This is a genomic window from Streptomyces sp. CA-106110 (assembly GCF_050936285.1).
Taxonomy (GTDB): domain Bacteria; phylum Actinomycetota; class Actinomycetes; order Streptomycetales; family Streptomycetaceae; genus Streptomyces.
Genome location: NZ_JBNJNB010000001.1, coordinates 10,166,163 through 10,191,669, shown reverse-complemented (window position 1 = coordinate 10,191,669; position 25,507 = coordinate 10,166,163). Strand labels below are relative to the sequence as shown.

Below are 25,507 nucleotides of genomic sequence, written 5' to 3'. Positions count from 1 at the left end.
GTATGCCACCAGCTGAAAGGCCGCCGCGGCCGACCCTCGCGCCGTCCACGTCACAGTGGAGGAATCGTCCATCACGCGCACGAAAAATGGACGGAGCGTCCTCTGGTGTGTCCCGGACGTGCGGACATAGCGTCGGCAGACCCCGTACGAACGGCCTCACCTCGCACCGCCCACCCCGCGGTCGCCCGGCGCCGTCCGTCCTCTCGCGCCAAGAACGCGCTCCGCCGCACTTTCCCCGCAGGAGCCCCGTTGTCCCAGAACCCCACCTCCCCCGCCGCCGCGCCGCCCTCCCTCACCGAGGTCGAGACCCACGGCGTCGAGCGCATCCCCGACGCGGACCGCACCGCGACCCCGCTGGACCTGTTCCGGGTCGCCTTCGGCGGCGCCAACACCTTCTCCACCTGTGTTCTGGGCGCCTTCCCCATCCTGTTCGGCCTGTCCTTCTGGCAGGGGCTCGCGGCAACACTCCTCGGCGTGGTCGCGGGCGCGCTGATCCTCTGTCCGATGGCGGTGTTCGGCCCGGTCAACGGCACGAACAACGCGGTCTCCTCCTCCGCCCACCTCGGTGTGCACGGCCGTGTGGTCGGCTCGTTCCTCTCCCTGCTCACGGCCGTGGCGTTCTTCTCCATCTCGGTATGGAGCTCGGGCGACGCCCTGGTCGGCGGCGCACACCGGCTGTTCGGCCTCGAGCGCGGCAATCTGTCGTACGTCATCGCCTACGCACTGTTCGCGGGTCTGGTCCTCGCGGTGTGCGTGTACGGCTTCCGGTTCATGCTGTTCGTCAACAAGATCGCGGTGACCTCGGCGACCGTACTGTTCCTGCTCGGGGCGATCGCCTTCGCCGGCGACTTCGACCCGTCGTACGCCGGTACGTTTACCGCCTCGGCCAATCCCGCGACGAAGGCGCTGTTCTGGCCGTCGTTCATCGGCGCCGCGCTGATCGTGCTGTCCAACCCGGTGTCATTCGGCGCCTTCCTCGGCGACTGGTCGCGCTACATCCCCGCCGGCACCCCGCGCCGCAAGGTGATCGGTGCCGCGTTCCTGTCGCAGATCGCGACGCTGCTGCCGTTCGTGTTCGGTCTCGCGATCGCGAGCATCATCGCCCAGCGGGCACCCAAGTACGTCGACCCGTCGGCCCCCGACTTCGTCGGCGGACTGCTCGCCATCTCGCCGACGTGGTTCTTCCTGCCGGTGTGCCTGCTCGCGCTGATCGGAGGCATGTCGACGGGCACCACATCGCTGTACGGGACCGGGCTGGACTTCTCGTCGGTGTTCCCGCGGCTCTCGAGGGTGCAGGCGACGCTGGTGGTCGGCGTGCTGTCGATCGCGTTCATTTTCATCGGCCGTTTCGGGCTGAACCTGGTGCAGTCGATCTCCACTTTTGCCACGATGATCATCACCTGTACCACTCCGTGGATGGTCGTGATGATGCTCGGCTTCTATACCCGGCGCGGCTGGTACGACCCGGACGCGCTTCAGGTCTTCAACCGCCGCCAGCGCGGCGGCCGCTACTGGTTCTCGCACGGCTGGAACTGGCGCGGTATGACCGCCTGGTGGGTCTCCGCGGTGATCGGCGTGCTGTTCACCAACATCCCGGGCCAGTTCGTCGGGCCGCTCGGCGACCTGGCGAACGGCGTCGACATCAGCCTGCCGCTGTCCCTGGCCGTAGCGGCGATCCTCTTCCTGGCGCTGTTGCGGCTCTTCCCCGAACCCCGTGCGGTGTACGGGCCGCAGGGCGCGCGGCTGGCCCGTACCGTCGAGGCACCGGTGCCGGCGATCACCGGGCCGGGCACACCGGAACAGACGGCTCCGGCGCTCGTCGTCGAGGGCGGCTGATGGACTCCTGGCTCGACCTGTCGGTGCCCGTGGTCACCGGGATGCCCGTGTATCCCGGTGACCCGCAGGTCGAGGTGAAGCGGGCGTTGCGGGTGGCCACGGACGGCGTCAACGTCCTGAGCCTGCACATGGGTTCGCAGTCCGGCACACATGTGGACGCGCCGTACCACGTGAACTCGGCGTGGCCGGCCCTGGACGCGCTGCCGCTGGACCGGTTCGCCGGCCCGGCGGTGGTGGCGGACATACGGGGCCTGTCGGCCAGGGCACCGATCACGCCGGAGCTCCTCGCGCCCGCGCTCAGTCTGCTGCGGCTCCAGCCGGGCGCGATCCTGCTGCTGGCAACCGGCTGGTCCGCCTCCTGGGGAACCGACGCCTATGCGGACCACCCCTGGCTGACACCCGAGTCGGCGCAGGCGATCGTCAACGCGAGCGTCCGCACGGTCGGGGTGGACGCGCTGAGCGTGGATCCGTCCGGCGATCCGGACCTGCCCGCACATCGCGTGCTGTGCGGCGCGGGCGGCGTGATCGCCGAGAACCTCACCGGCCTCGACCGCGTCCTCGCCGCCCAACTGGCCGGCCGCCAGGTGGAGGTGTACCTGTTCCCGCTGCACCTGCCCGGCTCGGACGGGGCCCCGGTCCGGGCAGTGGCCCGTGTCGGCGATCCCGTGCGGTACCCATAGGTGGTCGTGCCCGGCCGGTCGCCCCGGTCACCGGTCGAGCACATGACCACGACGGGACCACACCACTCCTGCCCGATATCGGGCAGAATTCTGGATTTCGCGAGCCTGACTCCCCTACGCTCGCCCGGTGATCGACCTCTCCCCCCTGTGGGGCTTCGCCCTGATCGTCGGCTTGCTCACCCTGACTCCGGGACTGGACACCGCGCTGGTACTGCGTACCGCGGCGCTGGGCCACCGCCGCCGCGCCTGGGGGGTGGTCCTCGGCATCCAGACCGGGACCCTGGCCTGGGGCGTCCTCACATCCCTGGGAGTGACCGCCCTGTTGACGGCCTCTCACCTGGCTTACGCCGTGCTGCGCTGGGTCGGCGCCGCCTACCTGCTGTGGATGGGCGGCCGACTGCTCTGGTCGACGCGGCACCGCGCCGACGAGACGGCGGACGACGAGGCGGACCGGCCACGATCCGGCGCCCCGGACACGGTGTTCGGCGGCTGGCGTCAGGGCTCGGTGACCAACCTGCTCAACCCCAAGGTGGGGGCCTTCTACGTCGCCGTTCTGCCGCAGTTCATCCCGGCCGGCGCCTCGCATCTCGCCATGGGCGTACTGCTGGCGGGCACCCATGTCCTGCTGGGAGCGCTCTGGTCCTCCGTACTGATCGGCTGCGCACACATGCTGCGCGACCGGCTGCGGCGCACCTCGACCCGGCGGCTGCTGGACGCGATCACCGGCACGGTCATCGGTGCGTTCGGCCTCCGGCTGGCGCTGGGCGACTGAGTTCGGCGTACCGACGGAGGCCGTGACGCCGGGTCACGATCCGACCGTGCGGGCGATGTCCAGGGTGAGTCGCTGCCAGGGATCGCGCGGATCCCGTGACGTCAGTACGTGGACACGGCGCAGTCGGTAGCGCAGCGACTGCGGATGCAGATGGAGCGCGCGGGCCGCGGCGGTCGCCGATCCCGCGTCGATGTAGGCGGTCAGAGCCTCGAGAAGATGGCGCTGTTCGGGGTCGGTCAGCGGGCCGAGGACGAGACGGGCGATGTGCTCCGGGGCGGCCGCGGGATGCCCGGCGAGCAGCGCCAGTACGTGCGCGTCGGCGTCGGTGAGGAGGCGGCCGGGACGGTGGGCGTGGGCCGGCGCCGTGTCGAGTGCGTCGGCCGCGAGCCGGTGCGCGACCGCGACCCGGTCGAGACCCTCCCCCGTGATCGCGCAGCCGCGCCAGCCCCGCTCGTCGAGGACGGCCGGCACCCGCCCCACCGCCGCGGCGGGGAACAGCAGGACGGCGCGGGAGCCCCGTACCGTCGACAGTGCCACACCGCAGTCGCCGAGGGCGCCCAGCAGTCCGGCGGCCGCCTCGTACGACATGTCCGGAGCGCCGCCGGCCGCCGGCTCGGCGACCAGCAGGCAGTAGGGCTCGGGGAGATGAACGCCGAGACGGGCCGACCGGTCCGACAGCGCGCCCTCCGAGGCGTGCCGGCCGGCGATCAGGTCGTCGAGCAGCAGCCTCAGTGCTCGGTCCCGGTCCCCCGCGAGGTCCTCGGTGGTCGCCGCGTAGGCCGTGGCCATCTCCTCCGACAGTGTGTCCAGGGCTGTGAGCAGCACCCGGGCGAGCGCCAGGCCGTCCGCCGTGGTGAGGCCGGTGGCGCGGGCGGCGACCTCGTCGGTGAGGACGGTCGCGGCCACCCGGTAGGCGCGCAGCACCGCCTGCACCGGCCGCCCGTCCGCCGCGCGGGCCGCCGCGATGCCGCGGAACCGGCGCAGATCGGCTGGTTCGAGCGCACCGCCGGTGGCCCAGAGATGCAGCAGCCGGTCCACGCCCCAGGCGGCGATGGCCCGTACCTCTGGCAGCCTGCTGTCGTCGAGTGCGGCGTACACCGGCACCTGTCCGTGGACCGCGGCGACGACCGCGTCCACGACCCTCGGATCCGCGGCGATCTCGTCCCGGACGCGGATCCGGGGTGTGCCGGGATGGTTTGTCACAAGGTGATGATCCCAGCCGTGCATGGTGCGCACCACGCTGGACGGGTGTTGTCACAGTCGCAAGGATCGTCGCCGTACAGCGCGGTCTCAAGGACGAGAGGCGGAACGTACGGATGACCAGGCACTGGGCGGACTTCCAGTACGAGATCTATCTGAACGGCATGACGGGCGCCGTACCGCGGCTGCCCACCGATCTGACCCGGCTGGAGGAGCTCACCGAGCAGCGGCTCGGGCCCGGCCCGGTCGGCTATGTGGCGGGCAGCGCGGGCACCGGCAGCACCGCCCGGGCCAACCGGGCGGCGCTCGAGCGGCGCAGGATCGTGCCGCGCATGCTGCGGGACGTGCACGAGCGCGATCTGTCGGTCGAGGTGCTGGGCAGCAGACTGCCCGCTCCGCTGGCGCTGGCGCCGATCGGCGTCCTGTCGATCATGCATCCGGACGCGGAGCCGGCGGCGGCGCGGGCCGCGGCGGCCCAGGGTGTGCCGTTCATCCTCTCCTCCGCCTCCAGCACGCCCATGGAGCAGGTGGCCGAGGCGTCCGGCGACGGTGAGCGCTGGTTCCAGCTCTACTGGGCCAAGGACCGGGAGGTCACCCGCAGTTTCCTCGCCCGGGCGAAGGCCTCCGGGTTCACGGCTCTGTTCGTCACGCTCGACACACCACTGCTGGCCTGGCGGCCCCGGGACCTCGACCAGGCGTATCTGCCGTTCCTGCACGGGGTGGGCACCGCCAACTACTTCACCGACCCGGCGTTCCAGGCCGGTCTGGCCAAGCCGGTGCACGAGGACCCCAACGCCGCCGTGATGCACTTCGTCGGCATGTTCGCGGACCCCGGCAAGACCTGGCCGGACCTGGCGTTCCTGCGGGAGAACTGGGACGGGCCGATCGTCCTGAAGGGCATCCTGCATCCGGACGATGCCCGCCGGGCCGTGGACGCGGGGATGGACGGTGTGGTGGTCTCCAACCACGGCGGTCGGCAGGTGGCTGGTTCCGTGGCGGCCGCGGACGCGCTGCCCCGGGTGGTGGAGGCGGCCGGTGATCGTCTCACCGTGCTGTTCGACAGCGGGATCCGTACGGGCGACGACGTCTTCAAGGCGCTGGCCCTGGGCGCGCGGGCGGTGCTCCTGGGACGTCCGTACGCGTACGGGCTCGGGCTCGACGGGCAGGCCGGCGTCGAGCATGTCGTCCGCTGTCTGCTCGCCGAACTCGACCTCACTCTCGCCTTGTCCGGGCACGCCGGTCCGGCCACGCTCGGCCCCGCCGACCTGATGGAGGAATCCGCATGACCGACGTCAAGAAGGTCCTGGCCGTCGTCTCGCCGCACGTCGGCGGGCGCGCGGCGGGCTCCGCGCTGGCCACCGCCTTTCCCGGGGAGGCCGAGGTCACCGTGGTGGAGCGGACCGACGAGGATCCGGCGGCGCTGCGCGCGGCGCATGTCATCGTGACGGGGCTCGGCCCGGTCACCGCCCAGCACATCGCCGTCGCACCGGAGTTGGAGCTCATCCAGTGCGCGAGCCACGGCTTCGACTACGTGGACCTGGACGCCGCCAGGGCCAGGAACGTGCCGGTCTGCAACATAGGCTCCAGCGGGGCCGAGAAGCAGAACGTGGCCGAGCAGACCTTCGCGCTCATGCTCGCCCTGGCCAAGCAGCTCGTGCCGGCGCACACCGCGCTCGTCGACGCCGACTGGGCGCTGCCGCGGCTGCAGCGGTCCATCACCGAACTCTCCGGCAAGACCCTCGGAATCGTCGGACTCGGCCATATCGGCGAGGAGGTCGCACGCCGCGCGCTCGCCTTCGACATGTCGATCCTGTACGCGGGCCCCGAGCCCGTGGCGGCGGAGACCGAGGCACGTCTCGGCGCCCGCCATGTCGAACTCGACGAGCTGCTGCGCACGTCCGACTACGTCACGCTGCACGCGCCGCTCACCGAGGCGACCCGGCATCTGCTCGACGCCGACCGCCTGGCGATGATGAAGCCCACCGCGTTCGTGATCAACACGGCGCGGGGCGCCCTCATCGACCAGGACGCGCTCGCGGACGCACTGGAGAACGGTGTGCTCGCCGGGGCGGGGATCGACGTCTTCGACCCGGAACCGCCCACCGCGGCCCTGCGGCTGCTGAAGGCTCCGAACGTCGTGCTGTCCCCGCACGTCGCGGGGGTCACCCGGGAGACCCTCGTCCGGATCGCGGTGGCGGCGGTGCAGAACGCGGCCGACTTCCTGGCCGGGCGGGCACCGCGGGACATCGTTTCCTGACGGACGCCGCGCCGGGTCGGGCGGCTCGGACCGGGTCGGTCCGGTCCGAGCCGCCGCCGCCTCACTCGGCCGGCTCGGGTTCCTGGACGAAGGCCGCGTGGAACCGCCGGGTGTGGTCCACGTACCGCTCCGGACCGGTCAGGGTGACGGTCGCCGTCAGTCGCGGATCGGTGCTGGAGGCGGCCAGGCGCAGCTCCAGGTCCCCCGGTTCGACCACGCGCCGCCCGTCACGGCCGGTGAAGGAGGCGAGGTCGGCCGGAACCGTGATCCGCACCCGCCGTGCCCGGCCCGGGGCCAGCGGTACCCGGGTGTAGCCGACCAGGCGCTGCACCGGCTGGACGACCGAGGCGACGTGGTCGTGCAGATACACCTGTACGACTTCGGCGCCGTGCCGCTCCCCGGTGTTCCGCACCGTGAAGGACAGGGAGAACTCCCCGTCGGTGCCCGCCTCCTTCACGTCCACCGCGAGGTCGCTCCAGGCGAAGGACGTGTACGACAGTCCGTGCCCGAATCCGAAGGCCGGGGTCGGATCGATGCTGGACACGTCGCTCACCTGGGCGAGTCGCGCCCCGAGATAGGTGGTGGGCTGGGCACCGAGCCCTCGCGGAACGCTGACGGGCAGCCGCCCGCTGGGGTTGGTGCGGCCACTGAGCACTCCCGCAAGGGCGGTGGTCCCCTCGGCGCCCGGGAAGAAGGACTGCACGATCGCGGCCGCCTCGTCCACGGCGCGGCCGAGCGCGTACGGCCGCCCTGCCAGCAGCACGGTCACCATCGGGGTGCCCGAGTCCAGGAGCGCGTCGAGCAGCTGCTGCTGCGCTCCGGGCAGCGCCAGCGAGTCAGCGTCGCAGCCCTCGCCGCTGGTACCACGGCCGAAGAGTCCCGCACGGTCGCCCAGCGCCGCGATCACGACGTCCGCCCCCTGCGCCGCCTGTACGGCCTCGGCGAACGCGGAGGTGTCGCCGTCGTCGACACCGGTACCGCGCAGCACGGTGACGTCCGCTTCGGGGAACTCGTGTGCCACTGCCTCCCGGAGGGTGGGCAGGCTCATCCCCGCCGGGGTCTGCGGGTGGTGGACGCCGACGTGCAGCGGGAAGGAGTAGCAGCCCAGCACGGCGGTCGGTTCATCGGCGTTGGGGCCGACCAGCAGGATGCGGCGCGGCCGGGCCAGCGGCAGCGTGCCGTCGTTGGCGAGCAGCACCACGGCCTGCTCGGCGACCTCCCGGGCCAGTTCCCGGTTCTCCGCCGTGTCGAGGTCGACCGTGCCGCGCAGCGCGTCCGGGCGGTCGAGTTCGGCGCCGGCCAGCACGGGCGGCACCGGGCTCCAGTCCGCGTCGAGCAGACCGAGCCGGGCCTTCTCGGCGAGCACCCGGCGCAGGGCGCGGTCGATGAGGGACTCGGGCACCCGTCCGGCGGTCACGGCCTCGGCGAGCGGTGCGCCGAACGTCTTGACGGTGGGCAGTTCGATGTCGACACCGGCACCGAGCGCGGCGCCGGCGGCCTCCGCCCAGTCACCCGCGATCCCGTGCAGGGTCCGCAGGAAGGCGATGCCGAAGTAGTCGGCCACGACCGTGCCGTCGAAGCCCCAGGTCTCGCGCAGCAGTCCGGTCAGCAGCTCCTCGTCGGCCGCCGAGGGCATACCGTCGGTGTCGGTGTAGGCGTGCATGACGGACCGGGCCCCGCCTTCGCGCACGGCCATCTCGAAGGGCGGCAGCAGCACATCGGCGCGCTCTCGCGGGCCCATGCCGACGGGGGCGAGGTTGCGCCCCGCGCGGGAGGCGGAATAGCCGGCGAAGTGCTTGAGCGTAGCGATGACACCCGCGGACTGCAGTCCCTGCACATAGGCGGTGCCCACGGTGCCGACGAGATACGGGTCCTCCCCGATGGTCTCCTCCACGCGGCCCCAGCGGGCGTCGCGGACCACGTCCAGCACGGGTGCGAGGCCCTGGTGAACGCCGACGGACCGCATGTCCCGGCCGATCGCGGCGGCCATGCGGCGGATCAGGTCGGGGTCGAAGGTGGCACCCCAGGACAGCGGGACGGGGTAGGCGGTGGCTTTCCAGGTCGCGAAGCCGGCCAGGCACTCCTCGTGGGCGACGGCCGGGATGCCGAAACGGTTCGCCGAGACAATGCGCGCCTGTGTGCGCAGCAGGGACAGCGCGCCGAGCGCCGGGTCGACGGGGGCGGTGCCGAAGGGACGGGTCAGCTGGCCCAGGCCGGTCGGCAGGAGGGCCTCGAGGTCGACGGCCTCCTCCATCTCGTGCTGGTGCGGGGCCACTTCGCCGCCCTCGTCGGACGCGCCGACCCAGACACCGTAGAGCTGGGCGATCTTCTCCTCGAGGGTCATCGCGGCGATCAGTGCGGACACCCGGGTGTCGACGTCGTGAGCAGGGTCGTTCCAGACGGGTGTTTCGGGGGTGGTCTCAACTGCCACGTTGGCGATCACTTTCCTCCGACGCCCATGAGGCCCTGGACCAGGGCGCGACGGGCGAACAGGTAGACGAGCAGGACGGGCACCATGGACAGCACCACGGCTGCCAGCAGTCCCGGGATGTTGATGCCGTGTTCGGTTTGGAAGTTGTAGAGACCCAGGGTGATCAGCTTGGTGGAATCGGACTGGGTCAGAACAAGGGGGAACAGGAAGCCGTTCCACGCCTGGAGAGCGGAGAACACCACGATCGTGGACAGCCCGCCCCCAGAGAGCGGGAGCACCAGCTGGAAGAACATCCTCCGGGGCGTGGCGCCATCCATGGCCATGGCCTCGAACAGCTCGGGGGAGATGTCGCGCATGGCGCCGCTGAGGATGAGCGCCGACATCGGCAGGCAGAAGGCGGCGGTCGGCAGAATGACGCCGAGCAGGTTGTCGTACAGACCGGCCTGGCTGATCAGGTAGAACATCGGGACGATCACGGCCTGCGCCGGAATGGCGAGGCCCAGCAGGAACAGCCGGAAGACCTGCGAGGTGATCCTGCTGCGGCTGCGCACGATCGCGAAGGCGAGCGGCGGAACGAGCAGCAGCACCAGGCCGATCACACAGGCGGTGACGATCAGGGTGTTCAGGAAGTACTGACCGAAGCCCGAGTCGAAGGCTCCCGTGTAGTTGTCGAAGGTGAAGCTGTGGGGGAAGGACAGCGGACCGTTCTGGGAGTACTCGGACTGGGGCTGCACCGTCGCCGCGAGCATCACATAGAGCGGCAGGCCGACCAGGAAGAGCCAGACGAGTGAACCCACGCCGGCCAGGTAGTTGGGGCGGCGCCTCATGACACACCCTCCATGGAGCTGCGCATCTTGTCGTAGCCGGACACGCGGACGACGATCAGCGAGATGACCGTCGCGGCGACGACCAGGACGAGGGCGATGGCGGCACCGGCGCCGAAGTCGAAGCTCTTGAAGGCCTTTTGGTACATGTAGTAGGCGCTGATCGTGGTGTCCGACCCCGGTCCGCCCTGGGTCAGGATGAGGACCGTCTCGAACGTGGTCAGCCCGCCGACGATCATCAGGATCATCGAGGTGACGACCGAGTTGCGCAGTTGCGGCAGCGTGATGTGGAAGAACTTCCGGTAGCGCCCCGCCCCGTCGATCTCCGCCGCCTGGTACAGCACTTGGGGGATCGCGCGGGCGGCGCCCTGGTAGATCAGCGTGTGGAACGGGGTGAACTGCCAGGTGCTCACGAACGCGAGGACACCGATCGCGCTGGCCTGCTTGCCGAACAGGTTGCCGTCACCGAACAGCCAGGTGGCCTGGGCCGGGATGCCGAAGTTCGGGTCGAGCAGGGCCCGCCACAGCACCGACACCGCGGTGGAGGACAGCAGCAGCGGAATGAAGTAAATCACCGACAGCACCGCACGGTTGCGCTGCTGTCCCGCGGCCCAGACGCCGAGCAGGATGCTCAGCGGCGTCTGGATGACCACCCCGAGCACGGTGATCAGGAGGGTCAGCCAGATGCTCTTGATCATGACCGGGTCGTCCAGGACCCGGGACCAGTTGTCCATTCCGACGAACCGAGGCGAGCCGAGGCCGTTCCAGCTCATGAAGGACAGCACCGCCACCATGATCAGCGGGGCGATGGCGAAGACCGCGAAGAACGCGGTGGCGGGGAGCGCCCAGCCGAAGCCCGGGCGCCCCACGTGGGCGACGTAGGAGCCCTCCGTCCGCCGCCGGGCCGCCTTGCGGGTCCCGACGGCGGAAGGAGCGCTCGTCATATCCGTGGTCATGAGCGTTTCACTCGGTGGGGAGGGCCTGCATGGCCTTGATGAAGCCGTCGGCGTCGATCTGACCGTTGAAGAACTGCTGCACGGCCTGGTGCATGGGCGTGTTGGCGGACGGCGGGTAGGCCTGGTCCCAGGAAAGCTGGAACGAGGGGGCCTTCTTCACCAGGTCGTACTGGAAGTGCGAGTAGGCGGGGCTGGCCGAGGTGTCGAGGAACTTCTCGGTGTTGGTGGTGGTGGGCAGGTTGCCGATGCCCATCTGCGCCTTGACGAACTCGTCGGAGTACATGAGCTTCAGGAACTTCGCGGCTGCCTCCGGGTGCTTCGTCTTCTTCAGCACCGAGTAGAAGTTGTTGGTGTTGCCGACGACATCCGCCGGGTCGCCCTTGCCGCCGGTGATGGTCGGGAAGGTGGTGTATCCGAGGCCCTTGGCCGCGAAGTCCTTCGCGTCCTGCTGCTGCTGGGCGTAGTACCACGAGCCCATCAGCTCGAAGGCGGCCTTGCCCCTGGCCACCAGCGCGGGCGACGCGCCGTTCGTGTACTTCACGGAGTCGAAGTTGGTGCCGAAGGCGCCGGCGTCGACGAGCTGCTTGAGCATGCTCAGCGCCTTCTTGCTGTCCGCGCTCTCCCAGGCGCTCTTGTCACCGCCGAGGGCCTTCTGGAAGAGCTCCGGACCGGCGACGCGGTCGTAGACGTACTCGAACCACATCAGTGTCGGCCACTGGTCGCCGCCGCCCAGAGCGATCGGGGTGACCCCCTTGGCCTTGAGCTTCTTGACGGTGCTGAGCAGCTCGTCCCACGTCTGGGGCGGCTGCACTCCGGCGTCGGCCAGCACCTTGCTGTTGTTGAACAGCAGGACGGGCTGAGTGCCGCGCATCGGGATGCCGTAGGCCTTGTCGTCCACGACGGCGCTGTTGAACACCGACGGCAGGAAGTCGGACTTCAGCGCCGGGTCGTCCTTGATGAAGTCGTCCAGCGGCAGGAGCAGATCGGCCTTGACGAACGGCTGGATGCTGCCGCCGCCCCAGTTGAAGAAGATGTCCGGCGCCTGCGGCGTGTTGATGATCGTCTGCAGCTTCTGCTGGTAGTCGGCACCCGGAATGGTGTCGAGCACGGCCTTGACGTCCGACGTCTTGTTGAAGGTTGCGACGATCTGCTTCTCGACCTTGTTGCTGGCGTCTCCATAGACGAGGACGTGGATCTTCCCGTCGTCCGACGACCCTCCGCCGGTCCCGCTCCCGCAAGCCGAGAGGCTCAGCGCCAGGGCGAGCGTCACGCCGCCGGCGAGCAGACGGGGCAACCGCACTCGTATCTTCATCGTCTACCTCTCGAAAGTTTCGAGCCTATTATCGAAAGTCGCTGCTGCCCGGACAGTAGGTGCGTCACCCCGCGTGGTCAACGGGAGTGCATGCGTGCGACCAAACCGTTACCGGCGGTCAGTGGCCTATCCTTCCGACATGCGTGATGACGACGAGGTGGTGGACGGCCGGGTGACGCTGGCCTCAGTGGCCGAGCAGGCGGGCGTATCGCTGTCGACGGTTTCGAAAGTTCTCAACGGTCGCTCCGATGTCGCCGAGGCCACCCGCACCAGGGTCGAGCGGCTACTCGACCTCCACGGCTACCGCCGCCGGGCTCAGGGCGCGCCCCAGGCACCGCTCATCGAGCTCGTCTTCCACGAGCTGGAGAGCGTCTGGGCCATGGAGCTCATCCGCGGGGTGGAGAACGTCGCCAAGGAGAACAAGGCGAGCGTCGTGCTCACCGAGAGCGGCACGCGGCACGCCCCCGCGCCGGACTGGATCGAAGGGGTCCTCAGGCGCCGGCCGCTGGGCGTGGTCCTGGTCTTCTCCGCCCTCCCGGACAAGGTGAAGAAGCAGCTGCGGTCGCGGGCCATCCCGTTCGTCATCGTGGACCCGGCCGGTGATCCCGACCCCGACGTGCCGTCCGTCGGTTCGGCCAACTGGGCCGGGGGCCTCGCCGCCACCCGTCACCTCACCGACCAGGGGCACGAGCGGGTCGCCATCATCACCGGCCCGGAGGACATGATGTGCTCCCTCGCGCGGCTCGACGGCTACCGGTCCGCCATGACGATGGCGGGCCTCGAGGTCGACCCGAGCCTTGTGCGCTTCGGCGACTTCCATGTGCAGGGCGGCTTCGAACACGCCATGGAGCTGCTCGACCGCCCGGACCGGCCGACCGCCGTCTTCGCCGGCAGCGACCTGCAGGCGCTCGGTGTCCTGGAGGCGGCGCGTCTGAAGGGCCTCAGTGTGCCCGGGGACCTGTCGGTCGTCGGGTACGACGACGTCCCGCTCGCCCAGTGGTCCAGCCCGGCGCTGACCACCGTCCATCAGCCGCTGCGGCAGATGGCCGAGGAAGCGGCCCGGATGCTGCTGCGCCCCCACGACCCCGTGAAGTCCGCCCTGCGGATCGAGCTCGCGACCCACTTGGTGGTGCGGCAGAGCACCGCACCACCGAAGACCGCCTGAGCCCGCAAGCACGTGCGGGGCGGCAGCGCACGTCCTCCTCGGCCCCCCGGTCTCGTCCCCGTCCGGTGGCTCCTCAGAGGTTCAGGTCCGCCAGGCGGGGCGACTGCGGTGCCCGCGTGGTCAGTGACCGGCCCGTCCCGGCGATCGACAGGGACTTCGGCTCGGCCGATTGCTCGTCGGTCGTCCAGCGCTGGAGGTCGGAGCCGTCACGTGTCTTCACCACGATGTCGCCGCCCGGGTCGCCGTGCGCTGGGGCGACAGCGAGAGCCTCGCTCCAGCGCGGCAGCAACTCGCCCTGCACGGTGAGGTCGTAGCGGACGTCGCCGGAGCGCGTCCGGCCCCCTTCGCACGCGGCGAGCGTGACGCCTCCGTCGGTGGCGTGGGAATCGAGACAGAGCCCAGGGTCGGCGACGCTGCGCAGCAGTCCGTCGCTCTCGTACGACCACTGCTGGGTCCATGCCGTCGAGCAGGGAGCCAGCCGCGTGCCCGCGCCGGCCTTCACCGCGCCGTGGATGTCGAGGCAGAGGCCGGCGGCGACATTGCGCAGCCTGGTCTGCTGAGGGGCGGTGGTCACCCCGGCCGTGCCGGGCGGTGCGGACAGCGCGGGTGGCGCGAGGGTGCCGGAGCCGGGTGAGAGCGTCGTACGGCCGCCGCTCGCGCTGGTGGAGACCACCGGGTCGGCGCCGTCGTCGCCCTGCCACATGCCGGTGACGAGAAGCGTGGCGAGCACGGCCGTCGCGGCGATGCCGACGCCGGTCAGCAGCGCCCTGGGCCCCGGCTCCCAGGTCGCGATACGGCGCCCCGGGGAGGGGATCCCGGACAGCATGCGGTGGCGCCCGCCGCCGCCCGGGCGTCTGTGGCCCGTCCCCGGCCCGCCGCCGGAGCGGGGGGTGTACGAGGCACGGCCCGGCCGGGAGTCGAGATAGCGCCGCGCGCCCCAGCCCAGCACCGCTTCGGCCAGCAGCCCGCCCAACCCACCTTCGAAGTGGCTCAGTTGCTCGGCGGCGGAACGGCAGTAGCGGCACTCCAGAAGGTGCTGCTGCACGTCCGGGAGCAAGGCGCCACCGCGGCGAATGGGGACGTCCAGGAGCCGGTTGTGGAAGCGGCATTCGTCGGTCGGCGCGAGTTCCCGGTGGGAGCGCACACAGGCTGCCCGGAATTGTTCGCGCGCCTGTTCCAGCGCGGCCGCCGCACTGTCGGAGTCCATGCCCAGCAGAACGGCCGGAACGGATATGTGCTCGGCCTCCACCTCGGTGTGCCACAGCAGACATCGGGCGAGTCCGGGCAGAGTGTGGAAAGAACGTTCGGTGAGACCGCGGTTTTCGCGTGTCATGGACTTCGCGGTACGCATACCGCGAGCCCCCGCGGGTTTCCCGAGTTCCGGCAGGGCACCGGATATCCGGTCCTCGGCCGCCCACTCCCGCACCGTGTCCCGCACCGCCACGAGTATCTGGGGCCGCAGCGCCGCCGCGGAGCCGGAGCGCTGGAGCTGTCCCAGTATCCGGTGGAAGGCGGTGGCCGTGACGATCGAGGCGACGTCGGCCGTGGAGGAGAGGCAGATGGCCGCGTAGTCGTGCGCGGCCCGCCAGTGCCGTGCCATCAGCAGCGCGACGGGCTGGGTGACTTCGCCGACCGGACGGCCTCTGAGCCGCACGGCGAGGCTCTCGTCGGACTCCCCTGGAGCCATGCCGGGACGGGGAGGGTAGGGCGGACGCGGGGGGTGGGGGGTGTGCACTGAGCGGTTTCCTTCCAAGGCGCAAGGTTGCACACGGAGTTCTGGTCGCCGAAAGGAGCCGGATTGGTGCGGACCTTCTGGGCGGGTGCGTGGGAAAAGGCCGCAGCCGGGCTGCACGCCGGCCGTCGGAGGATGAGCCTTTTGAGCTCGTCCGGCGACCCGGAATATCGAGCAGCGATGGGGACCCGGCCATTACCCATGCGTAGGAAGGTCACCTTGGCACACGTCGTTGACGGCCAACAAGGCACATGAACAACATCGGTACCAAGGTGAAACGGACGATGCCCGGCATCAACTGCCGCCACTCGTACCGACTTTCGAAATTCCAAGCGACCCGGTGCGAAGAGCACACACATTTCCGGCCCCGGTCGGCGGCCCGAGGGCGAGCCGGCGCCCGCCGCGGTGCTGGGGGCGCGTCATATCTGCCAGGACCTAAGCGGATGACCTGAAGTTCTGCGCGGAATCTGGAGCGGCAGCGGCGGCCTGGCGCGATGGCCTCGATGACGAGAAGACCTCGCCGGGTGTTGTATCGAGGTTGACCAAACTACGACAAAACCGGCGAGGTCAAGGCCAGTATGCGTCCGGCATCCGTGTTCGCCAACCGCCCCGGTCCGGCGTACCAGCACCTGTATCACCTGCTGCATCACCGGTGGCGAGAGGCCTCCCGCGCGGTGATCGTGCTGCTGTCCGCGGCCGGCATGACCGCAGGAGAGATCGGCGAGCTGCTCGGCTACCACCCGGCCACGGTGCGCCGCTGGATCCATCGCTACAACACCGCCGGCCTGGCGGGCCTGGCCGATCGCCCCCGCGCGGGGCGGCCCCGGCTCGGCGGGCCGAGGCTGGGCGAGCGCATCCGCCGCCTGCTGACCCGCCCCGGGCCGTGGACCATCCGCCGGATCTGGCGCCGCCTGGGCCGGCCGAAGATGAGCCTGCGCACCGTGTACCGGCACACTCGCGAACAGGCGGCCTGGCGGCGGCCCCGCCTGGTGGCCAGGGGTGACCCCGAGCGCAGGCGCACCCTCGCCGCCCTGCGCCGCCAACTCGCCGCCCTGCCCCACGGGTCGGCGGTCTGGGCCGAGGACGAGACCCACCTGCACCTACTGCCGCACGTGCGGGCGAGCTGGATCCTGCGCGGGACGCGGCAGCAGGTGGCCACCCCAGGCAAGAACCGGCAGGCCACCGTCTTCGGGGCCCTGGAAGTGGCCACCGGCGCCTGGGTCTACACCCTGGGCCGCCGCAATGCCGCCGCCTTCGTCGCCTTCCTCCAGCTACTGCTGGCCGCCTACCCCGCCGCCCCGGTCGTCGCGGTGGTCTGCGACAACGACAGCATTCATCACGCGAAGGCGGTGACCGCCTACCTGGCCGACCAGCCCCGCCTGCGCCTGCTGTTCGGCGCCCGCTACAGCCCGCACGACAACCCGGTCGAGCGCATCTGGGCCGCGCTGAAGGCCCACATTGCCAACACCGCCGTCACCTGGCCGGGCCGCCTGCGCCAGGTCCACGCCTTCTTCCGGCAGCGCTCACCCACCCAGATGCTGACCACCGCCGCACCCTGGGCCTCGCCCTGGCTGCCGAAGAGTTACGCGCAGAACTTCAGGCAAGCCGCTTAGAGGCTGTCGGGTGGCCGGTTGTGAGCGGGGCGTGACCGGCCACTCCGGTCGTCGGGCATGACGAAGGCCCCGGAATGATCACGCGGTGTGTGTACGTGCGACAACTCCGGGGCCGTCAGCGGCTCATGCTATCCATCCAGTCTCACCGATGCGATGTGGGACATCGTCAAGCCCCTACTTCCCGTTCCTGACCTGCGAAAAGGCGGTGGGATCCGCAAGTACGGGAACCGGCTGGTGCTGGACTCGATCTTCTACGTGCTGCGATCGGGCTGCCAGTGGCGCATGCTTCCGCACGACCTGATGCCCTGGGATGCCGCGCACCGCTGGTTCACCAAGTGGCGCAAGGACGGTACCTGGGACCGCGTCCACGACGAACTCCGCCGACAAGTCCGCGTCGAAGCCGGACGGGATCCCGAGCCGTCGGCCGCCGTAATCGACGCCCAGTCGATCAAGAGCAGCGAGGGCGGCGAAGCACGCGGATTCGACGCCGGCAAGCGGACGACAGGACGCAAGAGACACGTGATCGTGGACACGATGGGCCTGCTGCTGGTCGTCGCGGTCACCTCCGCGTCCGTACAGGACCGGGCCGGAGGCCGCACAGTCCTGGCCCGCCTCGCGAAGGGGTTCCGCACCATCAGCCTGGTCTGGGCCGATGGCGGATACGCCAACTCGGTTGATTCCACGCTGCTTTCCTGGGCCCGGGATGCGCTGAACATCGTCGTGGAGATCGTGAAACGCACCGACGACATCAAGGGCTTCAAGGTCCTGCCCCGCCGCTGGGTGGTGGAGCGGACATTCGGCTGGCTGGTCCGCAACCGCCGCCTGGCCCGCGACTACGAACGACTCACCGCGACATCGGAAGCGATGATCAAGGCCGCGATGATCCGGCTGATGCTGGTCCGGCTCGCCGGACAGTCACCGCGCTGGAGCCATGAACCCCACCGCAAGACCGCCCACACGGCAACCGTCGAGGAGCTCATCGCAGCGTAGTCAACCAGCCACCCGACAGCCTCTTAGCCGGTCGACGGCGCCGCAGACGTCGGCCTTGCCGGAGATCGGCTCCCGGGTGAGGTCCACCAGGGCGCCGTGCGGCGGCCTTCGGTGACGTCGTGAACGATGAGATGTACGTCACATTTCACCGTCCCCTGTCACATTCGGACCCTCTCCCGGGCTCGCAGTAGTGAGCCCACCTCAGGGAGGCACAGTCATGCCCGAAAGGACCGACAACGCGATCGGGGACCAGAACGGACTCCCGGTCAGCGACAGCACCGGCACCGCGACCCAGGTTTCCGTCGATCACCGCGCACTGCTCGACGCGATCGCCTACGACATGTTCGGCGCCGAGGGCGCCCCGGACCTCCGCCCCACGGCCGTACGGCAGTTGGCGCACCGCACCTCTGCGTCGCGCGACTTCCTCGTGCGCGACCCCGACACGCTCGCGCACACACCGCGGGATCACGGGGCGGGACGGGAGGTGTCGGCATGACGACGACCGGCCGACCGCCCGAGAAGGCCTCCTCCGGGCAGCGGGTCGCCGACTGGTTCGACGGACGGCTCGGCATCCACTCCCTGGGCCGGCAGTACCTCCGCAAGGTCTTCCCCGACCACTGGTCGTTCCTGCTAGGCGAGGTGTGTCTGTACAGCTTCGTCGTACTGGTGCTGACCGGTATCTATCTGACGCTCTTCTTCCACCCGTCGATGAACGAGGTGACATACCACGGGAGTTACGTCCCGCTGAACGGCATCCGCATGTCCGACGCGTACGCCTCGACGCTGCACCTCAGCTTCGATGTGCGCGGCGGTCTGCTGGTCCGGCAGATCCACCACTGGGCCGCCCTGATCTTCGTCGCCGCGATGCTGACGCACATGATGCGGCACTTCTTCACCGGCTCGTTCCGCAAACCGCGTGAGCTGAACTGGCTGTTCGGCTGGCTTCTGCTCCTCCTCGGCATCTTCGAGGGGCTGTTCGGCTACTCGCTGCCGGACGACCTGCTGTCGGGAACCGGGCTGCGGTTCGTCAACGGCGCGCTGCTGTCCGTGCCGATCGTGGGCACGTATCTGTCGATGTTCCTCTTCGGCGGGGAGTTCCCGGGCCACGACCTCGTGCCCCGTTTCTACTCCTTCCATGTGCTGCTGGTCCCCGGGATCATGGCGGCGCTCGTCGTCACCCATGTGCTGCTGGTCGTCTACCACAAGCACACACAGTTCGCGGGCCAGGGAAAGACGGAACGCAATGTCGTGGGCGCTCCGTTCTTCCCGGTGTATCTGGCGAAGGCGGGCGGTTTCTTCTTCCTGGTCTTCGGGGTGATCACGCTCGTGGCCGCAATGGCGACGGTCAATCCCATCTGGGTGTACGGCCCCTTCCGCGCCGACCAGGTGTCGACGGGTGCCCAGCCCGACTGGTATCTGGGCTTCGCGGAGGGACTGGTCCGCATCATGCCGGGCTGGGAGATCGATCTGTGGGGTCACACGCTGGTCCTCGGCGTACTCATCCCGGTGGTCGTCTTCCCGCTTCTCCTGGTCCTGATCGGCGTCTACCCGTTCATCGAGGCGTGGGTCACCAAGGACCGTCGTGAGCACCATCTGCTGGACCGTCCGCGCAACCGCCCGATCCGCACGGCCCTCGGCGCGGCATGGCTGAGTCTGTATCTGCTCCTGCTCGCGGGCGGCGGCAACGACATCCTGGCCACGCATCTGCATCTGTCGGTCAACGTGCTGACATGGACCTTCAGGATCGCCGTGCCGGTGGTCCCGGTCGCGGCCTTCGTCGTGACCCGGCGCATCTGTCTGGGACTGCAGGAGAAGGACCGTGAGCTGGTGGAGCACGGCCGCGAGACGGGGATCGTCAAGCGGCTGCCGCACGGCGAGTACGTCGAGGTGCGGCAGCCGCTCTCCCCGGCCCGGCGGTACACCCTGACCGCCCACCAGCGGGAGCTGCCGTCAGCCGGCCGGGACCTCCAGTCTGCTGACGCGCACAGCGCCGTCGGCGGCACCCGGGTGGGCGCTGGTGAAGAGGAGACGGAGACGTGAGCCGCGGACCGCGTCGAAGGTGATCACGGTGGGCGCGTCGGAGGCCGTGGCCCAGTCCACGGCGGCTCCGGTCACGGACCGGTACCGCCGGCCGTCCCAGACGGAGACCTCGACCGAGGCGGGCGCGGTGTGGGTCGCATCGACGGTGAAGGACACCTCGACGCGGTCGAAGGACCGTGCCCGCCCCCAGTCGACCGAGACCCAGTCACTCACCCGGGCACCGCTGAAGGCGGGCAGCAGTGCGGTGGCCGACTTGACGAAGGCGTTGGACCAGCCGGTGGCCGGGTCGCCGTCGAGCATGGCGGCGGGGAGGGTGTCGGGGCGGCCGGAGTAGCCGGCGTCCGCCACGGGGTAGCCGGGGGCCGCCGGGTGGTCGGGCTTGAAGACGGGCGCCGGGGTGGTCGCCCGCGACGGCGCGCCGGTGCTGCGTACGGTCGCGGTGGCCGTGCGGAGACCGTCAGCGCGTGCCGTCACCTTGAGGCTCCCCGCCCTGGTGCCGGACCGCACGATGGCGAGTGCCTTGCCGTGGAAGGCGGTCCGCGTGCTGGCCTGATAGCGTTCCGCGCTCTCCTCCCGGCCGTTGTCGAGCCCCGCGAGTGAGCCGCCCGCCACGTCGAACGTGATCAGGTGCTCGGCGTCGGGCACCACGACGCCATGTGCGTCGACGACTTCGGCGGTCACGAAGACGAGCGAGCGGCCGTCGGCGGCGAGGGACGAGCGGTCGGTCGTGAGGCGAAGGGCGTGCGCGTCGTTCGCCGTCCGCAGCACATCGCCGGCGACGACCTCGCCGTCCCGTCGCGCCACGGCCTTCAGCTCGCCAGGCTCGTACGGCACCTTCCAGGTGAGATGCAGCTTGCCGGCACTGCCGTTGGGGCTGGTGTAGCTGCCCGGATAGGGGCCGCCGGCGAACGTCTTGTCGTCACCGGTCGCCTCGGTGGTCTCGAGGTAGGTCCGTCCGTCCGTGGTCGTCTTCGTGTCGAACTTCCGTATGCCGAGGGACTTTCCGTTGAGGAACAGCTCCACGGTGTCGACGTTCGCGTACGCCCACACCTCGACCGTGTCGCCCGCCTCGTGGTTCCAGCTCATCGGCACCAGATGGACCATCGGCTCGGTCGTCCACTGGCTGCGGAAGAGGTGGTACATGTCCTTGGGGAATCCGGCGGTGTCGACCGCGCCGAAGAAGGAGGCCTTCACCGGGAACACGTTGTACGGCGTGGGCTCCCCGATGTAGTCGATGCCCGACCACAGGAACTGACCGGCGAACCACGCGCGGTCCCGGTCCTTCTTGTGCCCGTACTCACCGCTCATCGTCCAGCTGGCGAGGTTGTTGTCGTAGGAGGAGGTCGCACGGCGTCCTGGCGTGTAGTTCTCACCGGTGTTGAGGTGCTCGGGTTCCTGGTAGGTGCCGCGGGTCGAGGTCTCGGACGACGACTCGGACTCGAAGAGGAAGAGGTGCGGATAGGCGGCGTGCAGGGCGTCGACCGACTGGGCGGTGTTGTAGTTGAGGCCGAGCCCGTCGAGTTTGGCGAGCATGAGGTCGGCCGCCGAGCCCTTGGCCGGCACGCGGCGGTATTTGTCGGAGCCGATGACGAGGGGGCGCGTGTCGTCCGCGGCCTTGATGGCGGCGATGATCCGGTCGGCCATGGCGAGCCCGGCGGTGGAGGTGGAGTCGGGGATCTCGTTGCCGATGGACCACAGCACGACGGCCGGGGAGTTGCGGGCCGCGAGCACCATCTCGGTGGCGTCCTTCTCGCACCAGTCGTCGAAGAACCGGTGGTAGTCGTAGGTGGTCTTGCCGGTGTGCCAGCAGTCGAACGCCTCCACCATCATCACGATGCCCAGTTCCTCGCAGACCTGGATCATCTGCGGTGAGGGCGGGTTGTGGGAGGTGCGGAAGGCGTTGACACCCATCGACTTCACGATGGTCATCTGCCGGCGTACGGCGTCGATGCTGATCGCCGCGCCGAGGGCGCCCTGGTCGTGGTGGAGGTCGACACCCTTGATCTTGGTGTGGGTGCCGTTGAGGTGGAAGCCCTCGTCCGGGTCGAAGCGGTAGGACCTGACACCGAAGGTGGTGCGGAAGGTGTCGGTGCTCACGCCGCCCACGCGCAGCTCGGTCTCCAGGGTGTAGCGGTGCGGAGTCGCGAAATCCCACAACCGGGGCTTCGGAACCGCCAGTTCGTGGGTTTCGTCCTGCACGTCGCCGACGGCGATCGTGGAGGACGCACGGGCGACCGTACGGCCGTCGGCGTCCTTGACGCTCGATCGGACCTCGACGTCCACCGCGGCGCCCGACTCGTTGACGACGGAGGTCCGCGCGCGGACGACGGCGCGCGACTCGGTGATGTCCGGCGTCGTGACATACGTGCCCCAGCGGGCGACGTGCACGGGCTCGGTGATCACGAGGCGGGCCTCGCGGTAGATACCGCTGCCCGAGTACCAGCGGCTGCTGGGGAGTTGGTTCTGGACCTTGACCGCGAGGACGTTCTCGGTGCTGCCGTCGGTGTGCAGCAGATCGGTGAGGTCGACGGCGAAGCCCGTGTAGCCGTAAGGGTGCCGTCCCGCCTCCGAGCCGTTGCAGTAGACGTACGAGTCCATGTAGACCCCGTCGAACTCCACCGAGATGCGCTTGCCGGCGAGCGCGGGCGGCAGCGTGAAGGCGAGGCGGTACCAGCCGAGGCCACCGGGGAAGAAGCCGGTGCCGCTGGTGGTGCCGTGCTTCGTGGTGGGGGTCTGCTCGATGCTCCAGTCGTGCGGCACGGCGACCTCGCGCCACCCGGAGTCGTCGTGGCCGGGTGCGGCGGCGTCGGCGTACGCGCCGATCGGATCGGTGATGCCGCCCGGGTTGACCAGCGCGAATCGCCAGCCGTCGCGCAGGGCGACGGTTCGTCTGCCCGGCGTGTGCGTCGCCGCTGCGGCCTCGGCTGCGCCGGCGCCGAGCAGGGCGCCGGCCGCCGGGGCTGCCGTACCGGCGATCAAGATCGTTCTGCGAGTGACCGTCATGGTGGCTCTCCCTCATCAGGGCCCAGAAGTACTCACAACTCGTCACGAACAAACAGATTCTGACGGGGAGACATGTGTATGCGTCAAGGGTTCGTCGCCGCACTTCTGGCGCGGGCGTCACGGGGCCGGGCACCTGGAATCGGCTCCGCCGGGACGGCGCCCGCCCCTGTGACACAGGACGGATCGCCCCTCCGCGCCGACCGGGAACGAAATCCGGCCACGCACTAGGCTGGAACACGAGTGATGCGCTTGGTCACTGCGGGTGCGCGCAAGGGAGTGGCGTCGATGAGCCCGGTTCATCCCTCCGGCGAGGCCGCCTCAGCCCGGGCAGTCGTCGACGAGAACGGCGTTCTGGTCCGATGGAACGAGAACGCCCGCCGATTGCTCGGCTACGCGCCGGGAGAGGCCGAGGGACGCCCCGTCACCGACCTGCTCGCCCCGGACAGCTCGCTGCCGACGCCCGAACCTGACGGCACCCGCTGGAGCGGGACGGTTCAGCTGCGCCACCACGACGGCCACACCCTGCTGATCTGGCTGCTCGCCCACCACCGGCCACATGACAATGGCGGCGACTGGCTGGTGGTGAGTCCGCTGAGATCCGGGCCGCGACGCGAGTACGACGCACTGATGAAGACGGCCCTGCACTGCTCCCCCTGCGCCCTCGCCGTCTTCGACGAGAATCTGCGGCTGTGCGGGGTCAACGAGGCCATGGCCAGGGTGATCGGGTTGCCGCTCGAGCACATGCGGGGCCTGCGGCTCTCGGAGATCGGCGGGAAGCCCGAGTCCGAGGAACTGGAGCGCGAGGCGCGGGAGGTCCTGGAGAGCCAGCAGATGCGGGAGGTCACGACCCGCCTGCGCGCCGGCGGAGCGAACCCCTCGCATACCTGGCTGGCCCGGCTCGCCCCGCTCACGGACAGTGACGAGCGGCTGCGGGGGGTGTGTGTCACCCTGCACGACTTCACCGAGCAGTTTCGGGCACGCGAGCGGTTGCAGCTGGTCAACGAGGCGAGTGTCAGCATCGGCACCACCCTCGACGTGACGCGCACGGCGCAGGAACTGGCGGACGTGTGCGTGCCCGCCCTCGCCGACTTCGTCACCGTCGACCTACTGGATCCGCCGTCCGACGCGGAGGACCCCTACCCGACCTCGCTCACCGCGCCGATCGCCCTTCGCCGGGTCGCCCACCGGTCGATGGACCCCGAGGCCCCGGAGGTGCTGATCCAGCTGGGGCAGACCGGCCTCTACCCCGACGGTGCTCCCCAGGCCGACTCCCTTGTCGCCCGCCGGACGATCGTCGCGGCCGACGCCGCCACCACGCTCACCAAGTGGCTCGACCGGGACGCTTCCCGTCGCAGGTGGGTGACCGATCTCGGGGTGCACTCGACGATGTCGGTGCCGATCACGGCCCGCGGCGGAACGCTGGGCGTGGCGGTGCTGACCCGCTACCGGCGGCCGGAACCCTTCACTCCCGACGATGTGCTGCTGGCCGAGGAGATCACGGCCCGGGCCGCCGTCTGCATCGACAATGCCCGCCGCTACTCCCGTGAGCGCAGGACGGCCCTGGCCCTGCAGCGCAGCCTGCTGCCGCGCAGTCTGGCGCGGACGCAAGCGGTGGAGGCCGCCTCCCGGTACCTGCCCGCGGCCCGCGCCGGTGTGGGCGGCGACTGGTTCGATGTGATCCCGCTGTCCGGGATGCGGGTCGCCATGGTCGTCGGCGACGTGGTCGGCCACGGCATCCAGGCCTCCGCGACGATGGGCCGCCTGCGCACCGCCGTGCGCACGCTGGCCGACATCGATCTGGCACCGGACGAGCTGCTCACCCACCTCGACGACCTCGTCGTCCGTCTCTCCCAGGAGGCGGGGCACGAGGACATCACCGGCGAGGTGGGGGCCACCTGCCTGTACGCGGTGTACGACCCGGTCTCACGCCGGTGCACCCTCGCACGGGCGGGCCATCCGGCCCCGGTGATGATGCAGCCCGGCGAGCTTCCCCGGGAGATCAAGCTGCCGGGCGGGCCGCCACTGGGGCTCGGTGGGCTGCCCTTCGAAGCGGCCGAGATCGACCTGCCGGTGGGCACGGTGCTGGGCCTGTACACCGACGGGCTGATCGAGAGCCGCGAACGTGACGTGGACGCCGGCCACCAGCTGCTGTGCTCGGCCCTCGCCGGGCCCCCGGGGTCCGCACCGCCCGGAGATTCGCTGGACACGGCATGCGACCGGATACTGCAGGCGCTGCTTCCTCTGGGCGGAACAGCCGACGATGTGGCGCTGCTGCTCGCCCGCACCAACGGGCTGCCCCCCTCCCGGGTCGCCACCTGGAGCATCCCCGCCAATCCGGCGCTGGTCGCGGCGATCCGCAAGCAGGTCGTCGCCCAGCTGGAGGCCTGGCACCTGGACAGCGCCGTGTTCACGGCCGAGCTGGTGGTCAGCGAACTGGTCACCAACGCCATTCGGTACGCCGACCCGCCGATCCGGCTCCGGCTGATCCATGACGAGGTCATACTGATCTGCGAGGTCTCCGACAGCAGTCACACCGCCCCGCATCTGCGCCGGGCGCGCTCCTACGACGAGGGCGGCCGCGGTCTTCTCCTGGTGGCCCAGCTCACCCAACGCTGGGGCAGCCGCCACACCAGCGAGGGCAAGACCATCTGGGCGGAGCTGAGCCTGCTGGAGGAGTGACGCGCGGTCGGACTGGA

General features: G+C 70.1%; 18 protein-coding genes. 11 read left to right on the top strand and 7 right to left on the bottom strand.

Annotated features, from left to right (window positions below; translation table 11 throughout):
- The first annotated feature begins 249 nt into the window (after positions 1-249).
- From ACQEXA_RS47055 to ACQEXA_RS47045, 3 genes are all read left to right on the top strand, one after another.
- Positions 250-1,836 carry a purine-cytosine permease family protein gene (locus tag ACQEXA_RS47055; protein ID WP_433132941.1) on the top strand — a complete coding sequence of 529 codons (1,587 nt, stop codon included), beginning with the start codon at positions 250-252 and terminating at the stop codon, positions 1,834-1,836.
- Positions 1,836-2,516 (top strand): cyclase family protein, encoded by a 681-nt coding sequence (locus ACQEXA_RS47050; protein ID WP_433132939.1) that lies wholly within the window; start codon positions 1,836-1,838, stop codon positions 2,514-2,516. Before ACQEXA_RS47055 ends, ACQEXA_RS47050 begins: the two co-directional genes overlap by 1 nt.
- A gap of 127 nt (positions 2,517-2,643) precedes the next feature.
- A complete protein-coding gene (locus tag ACQEXA_RS47045; RefSeq protein ID WP_432924555.1) occupies positions 2,644-3,288 on the top strand; it encodes a LysE family translocator in 645 nt (214 codons plus the stop codon).
- A 33-nt stretch (positions 3,289-3,321) separates the two neighbouring features.
- Here the strand turns inward: ACQEXA_RS47045 and ACQEXA_RS47040 are convergent, their stop codons facing one another.
- The gene (locus tag ACQEXA_RS47040; RefSeq protein ID WP_432924557.1) at positions 3,322-4,491 is read right to left on the bottom strand and encodes a PucR family transcriptional regulator; all 1,170 of its coding nucleotides are present in this window, start codon (positions 4,489-4,491) and stop codon (positions 3,322-3,324) included.
- A 113-nt stretch (positions 4,492-4,604) separates the two neighbouring features.
- Here ACQEXA_RS47040 and ACQEXA_RS47035 point away from each other — a divergent pair, with 113 nt between their 5' ends.
- Positions 4,605-5,774, top strand: coding sequence for a lactate 2-monooxygenase (locus ACQEXA_RS47035; RefSeq protein ID WP_432924559.1), 1,170 nt, complete (start codon positions 4,605-4,607; stop codon positions 5,772-5,774).
- Entirely contained in the window at positions 5,771-6,745 is a 975-nt protein-coding gene (locus tag ACQEXA_RS47030) for a 2-hydroxyacid dehydrogenase (RefSeq protein ID WP_433132937.1), read from the top strand. Before ACQEXA_RS47035 ends, ACQEXA_RS47030 begins: the two co-directional genes overlap by 4 nt.
- Positions 6,746-6,806: 61 nt before the next feature.
- Here the strand turns inward: ACQEXA_RS47030 and ACQEXA_RS47025 are convergent, their stop codons facing one another.
- The 4 genes from ACQEXA_RS47025 to ACQEXA_RS47010 are packed head-to-tail and all read right to left on the bottom strand — an operon-like array spanning position 6,807 to position 12,268.
- A complete protein-coding gene (locus ACQEXA_RS47025; RefSeq protein ID WP_432924562.1) occupies positions 6,807-9,188 on the bottom strand; it encodes a glycoside hydrolase family 3 N-terminal domain-containing protein in 2,382 nt (793 codons plus the stop codon).
- The gene (locus tag ACQEXA_RS47020; protein WP_360999316.1) at positions 9,185-10,003 is read right to left on the bottom strand and encodes a carbohydrate ABC transporter permease; all 819 of its coding nucleotides are present in this window, start codon (positions 10,001-10,003) and stop codon (positions 9,185-9,187) included. The genes ACQEXA_RS47025 and ACQEXA_RS47020 overlap by 4 nt, the downstream gene beginning before the upstream one ends.
- The gene (locus tag ACQEXA_RS47015; RefSeq protein ID WP_432924564.1) at positions 10,000-10,956 is read right to left on the bottom strand and encodes a carbohydrate ABC transporter permease; all 957 of its coding nucleotides are present in this window, start codon (positions 10,954-10,956) and stop codon (positions 10,000-10,002) included. The genes ACQEXA_RS47020 and ACQEXA_RS47015 overlap by 4 nt, the downstream gene beginning before the upstream one ends.
- Before the next feature lie 7 nt (positions 10,957-10,963).
- Positions 10,964-12,268, bottom strand: coding sequence for an ABC transporter substrate-binding protein (locus ACQEXA_RS47010; RefSeq protein ID WP_432924566.1), 1,305 nt, complete (start codon positions 12,266-12,268; stop codon positions 10,964-10,966).
- A 139-nt stretch (positions 12,269-12,407) separates the two neighbouring features.
- Between ACQEXA_RS47010 and ACQEXA_RS47005 the strand changes: the two genes are divergently transcribed.
- Positions 12,408-13,433: a LacI family DNA-binding transcriptional regulator gene (locus ACQEXA_RS47005; protein ID WP_432924568.1), complete on the top strand. Its 1,026-nt coding sequence runs from the start codon at positions 12,408-12,410 to the stop codon at positions 13,431-13,433.
- A 73-nt stretch (positions 13,434-13,506) separates the two neighbouring features.
- On the opposite strand, the gene ACQEXA_RS47000 is transcribed toward ACQEXA_RS47005, so the two are convergent.
- Positions 13,507-15,120: an RICIN domain-containing protein gene (locus ACQEXA_RS47000; RefSeq protein WP_432924570.1), complete on the bottom strand. Its 1,614-nt coding sequence runs from the start codon at positions 15,118-15,120 to the stop codon at positions 13,507-13,509.
- Between the two features lie 623 nt (positions 15,121-15,743).
- Here ACQEXA_RS47000 and ACQEXA_RS46995 point away from each other — a divergent pair.
- The 4 genes from ACQEXA_RS46995 to qcrB all read left to right on the top strand — a co-directional run bounded on the left by ACQEXA_RS46995 (position 15,744) and on the right by qcrB (position 19,808).
- Positions 15,744-16,778, top strand: a complete 1,035-nt coding sequence (locus ACQEXA_RS46995) for an IS630 family transposase (protein WP_433132935.1) — start codon at positions 15,744-15,746, stop codon at positions 16,776-16,778.
- 87 nt (positions 16,779-16,865) lie between these two features.
- Positions 16,866-17,768, top strand: coding sequence for an IS5 family transposase (locus ACQEXA_RS46990; RefSeq protein ID WP_433132933.1), 903 nt, complete (start codon positions 16,866-16,868; stop codon positions 17,766-17,768).
- A gap of 217 nt (positions 17,769-17,985) precedes the next feature.
- A complete protein-coding gene (locus tag ACQEXA_RS46985; protein WP_432924572.1) occupies positions 17,986-18,264 on the top strand; it encodes a hypothetical protein in 279 nt (92 codons plus the stop codon).
- Positions 18,261-19,808, top strand: coding sequence for a cytochrome bc1 complex cytochrome b subunit (gene qcrB / locus ACQEXA_RS46980; protein ID WP_432924574.1), 1,548 nt, complete (start codon positions 18,261-18,263; stop codon positions 19,806-19,808). The genes ACQEXA_RS46985 and qcrB overlap by 4 nt, the downstream gene beginning before the upstream one ends.
- Here qcrB and ACQEXA_RS46975 read toward each other — a convergent pair.
- Positions 19,719-22,811 (bottom strand): glycoside hydrolase family 2 TIM barrel-domain containing protein, encoded by a 3,093-nt coding sequence (locus ACQEXA_RS46975; RefSeq protein ID WP_433132931.1) that lies wholly within the window; start codon positions 22,809-22,811, stop codon positions 19,719-19,721. The two genes, qcrB and ACQEXA_RS46975, sit on opposite strands and share 90 nt — an antisense overlap.
- Positions 22,812-23,096: 285 nt before the next feature.
- Here ACQEXA_RS46975 and ACQEXA_RS46970 point away from each other — a divergent pair, with 285 nt between their 5' ends.
- Positions 23,097-25,490: a SpoIIE family protein phosphatase gene (locus ACQEXA_RS46970; protein WP_432924576.1), complete on the top strand. Its 2,394-nt coding sequence runs from the start codon at positions 23,097-23,099 to the stop codon at positions 25,488-25,490.
- The last annotated feature ends 17 nt before the right edge of the window (positions 25,491-25,507 follow it).

What these genes read in the sequence shown, in the direction of transcription:
- ACQEXA_RS47050 (WP_433132939.1), top strand. Translation starts at nt 1,836, where the DNA reads ATGGACTCCTGGCTCGACCTGTCGGTGCCCGTGGTCACCGGGATGCCC.
- ACQEXA_RS47035 (WP_432924559.1), top strand. Translation starts at nt 4,605, where the DNA reads ATGACCAGGCACTGGGCGGACTTCCAGTACGAGATCTATCTGAACGGC.
- ACQEXA_RS47030 (WP_433132937.1), top strand. Translation starts at nt 5,771, where the DNA reads ATGACCGACGTCAAGAAGGTCCTGGCCGTCGTCTCGCCGCACGTCGGC.
- ACQEXA_RS47020 (WP_360999316.1), bottom strand. Translation starts at nt 10,003, where the DNA reads ATGAGGCGCCGCCCCAACTACCTGGCCGGCGTGGGTTCACTCGTCTGG.
- ACQEXA_RS47015 (WP_432924564.1), bottom strand. Translation starts at nt 10,956, where the DNA reads ATGACCACGGATATGACGAGCGCTCCTTCCGCCGTCGGGACCCGCAAG.
- ACQEXA_RS47010 (WP_432924566.1), bottom strand. Translation starts at nt 12,268, where the DNA reads ATGAAGATACGAGTGCGGTTGCCCCGTCTGCTCGCCGGCGGCGTGACG.
- ACQEXA_RS47005 (WP_432924568.1), top strand. Translation starts at nt 12,408, where the DNA reads ATGCGTGATGACGACGAGGTGGTGGACGGCCGGGTGACGCTGGCCTCA.
- ACQEXA_RS47000 (WP_432924570.1), bottom strand. Translation starts at nt 15,120, where the DNA reads ATGGCTCCAGGGGAGTCCGACGAGAGCCTCGCCGTGCGGCTCAGAGGC.
- ACQEXA_RS46995 (WP_433132935.1), top strand. Translation starts at nt 15,744, where the DNA reads ATGCGTCCGGCATCCGTGTTCGCCAACCGCCCCGGTCCGGCGTACCAG.
- ACQEXA_RS46985 (WP_432924572.1), top strand. Translation starts at nt 17,986, where the DNA reads ATGCCCGAAAGGACCGACAACGCGATCGGGGACCAGAACGGACTCCCG.
- qcrB (WP_432924574.1), top strand. Translation starts at nt 18,261, where the DNA reads ATGACGACGACCGGCCGACCGCCCGAGAAGGCCTCCTCCGGGCAGCGG.
- ACQEXA_RS46975 (WP_433132931.1), bottom strand. Translation starts at nt 22,811, where the DNA reads ATGACGGTCACTCGCAGAACGATCTTGATCGCCGGTACGGCAGCCCCG.
- ACQEXA_RS46970 (WP_432924576.1), top strand. Translation starts at nt 23,097, where the DNA reads ATGAGCCCGGTTCATCCCTCCGGCGAGGCCGCCTCAGCCCGGGCAGTC.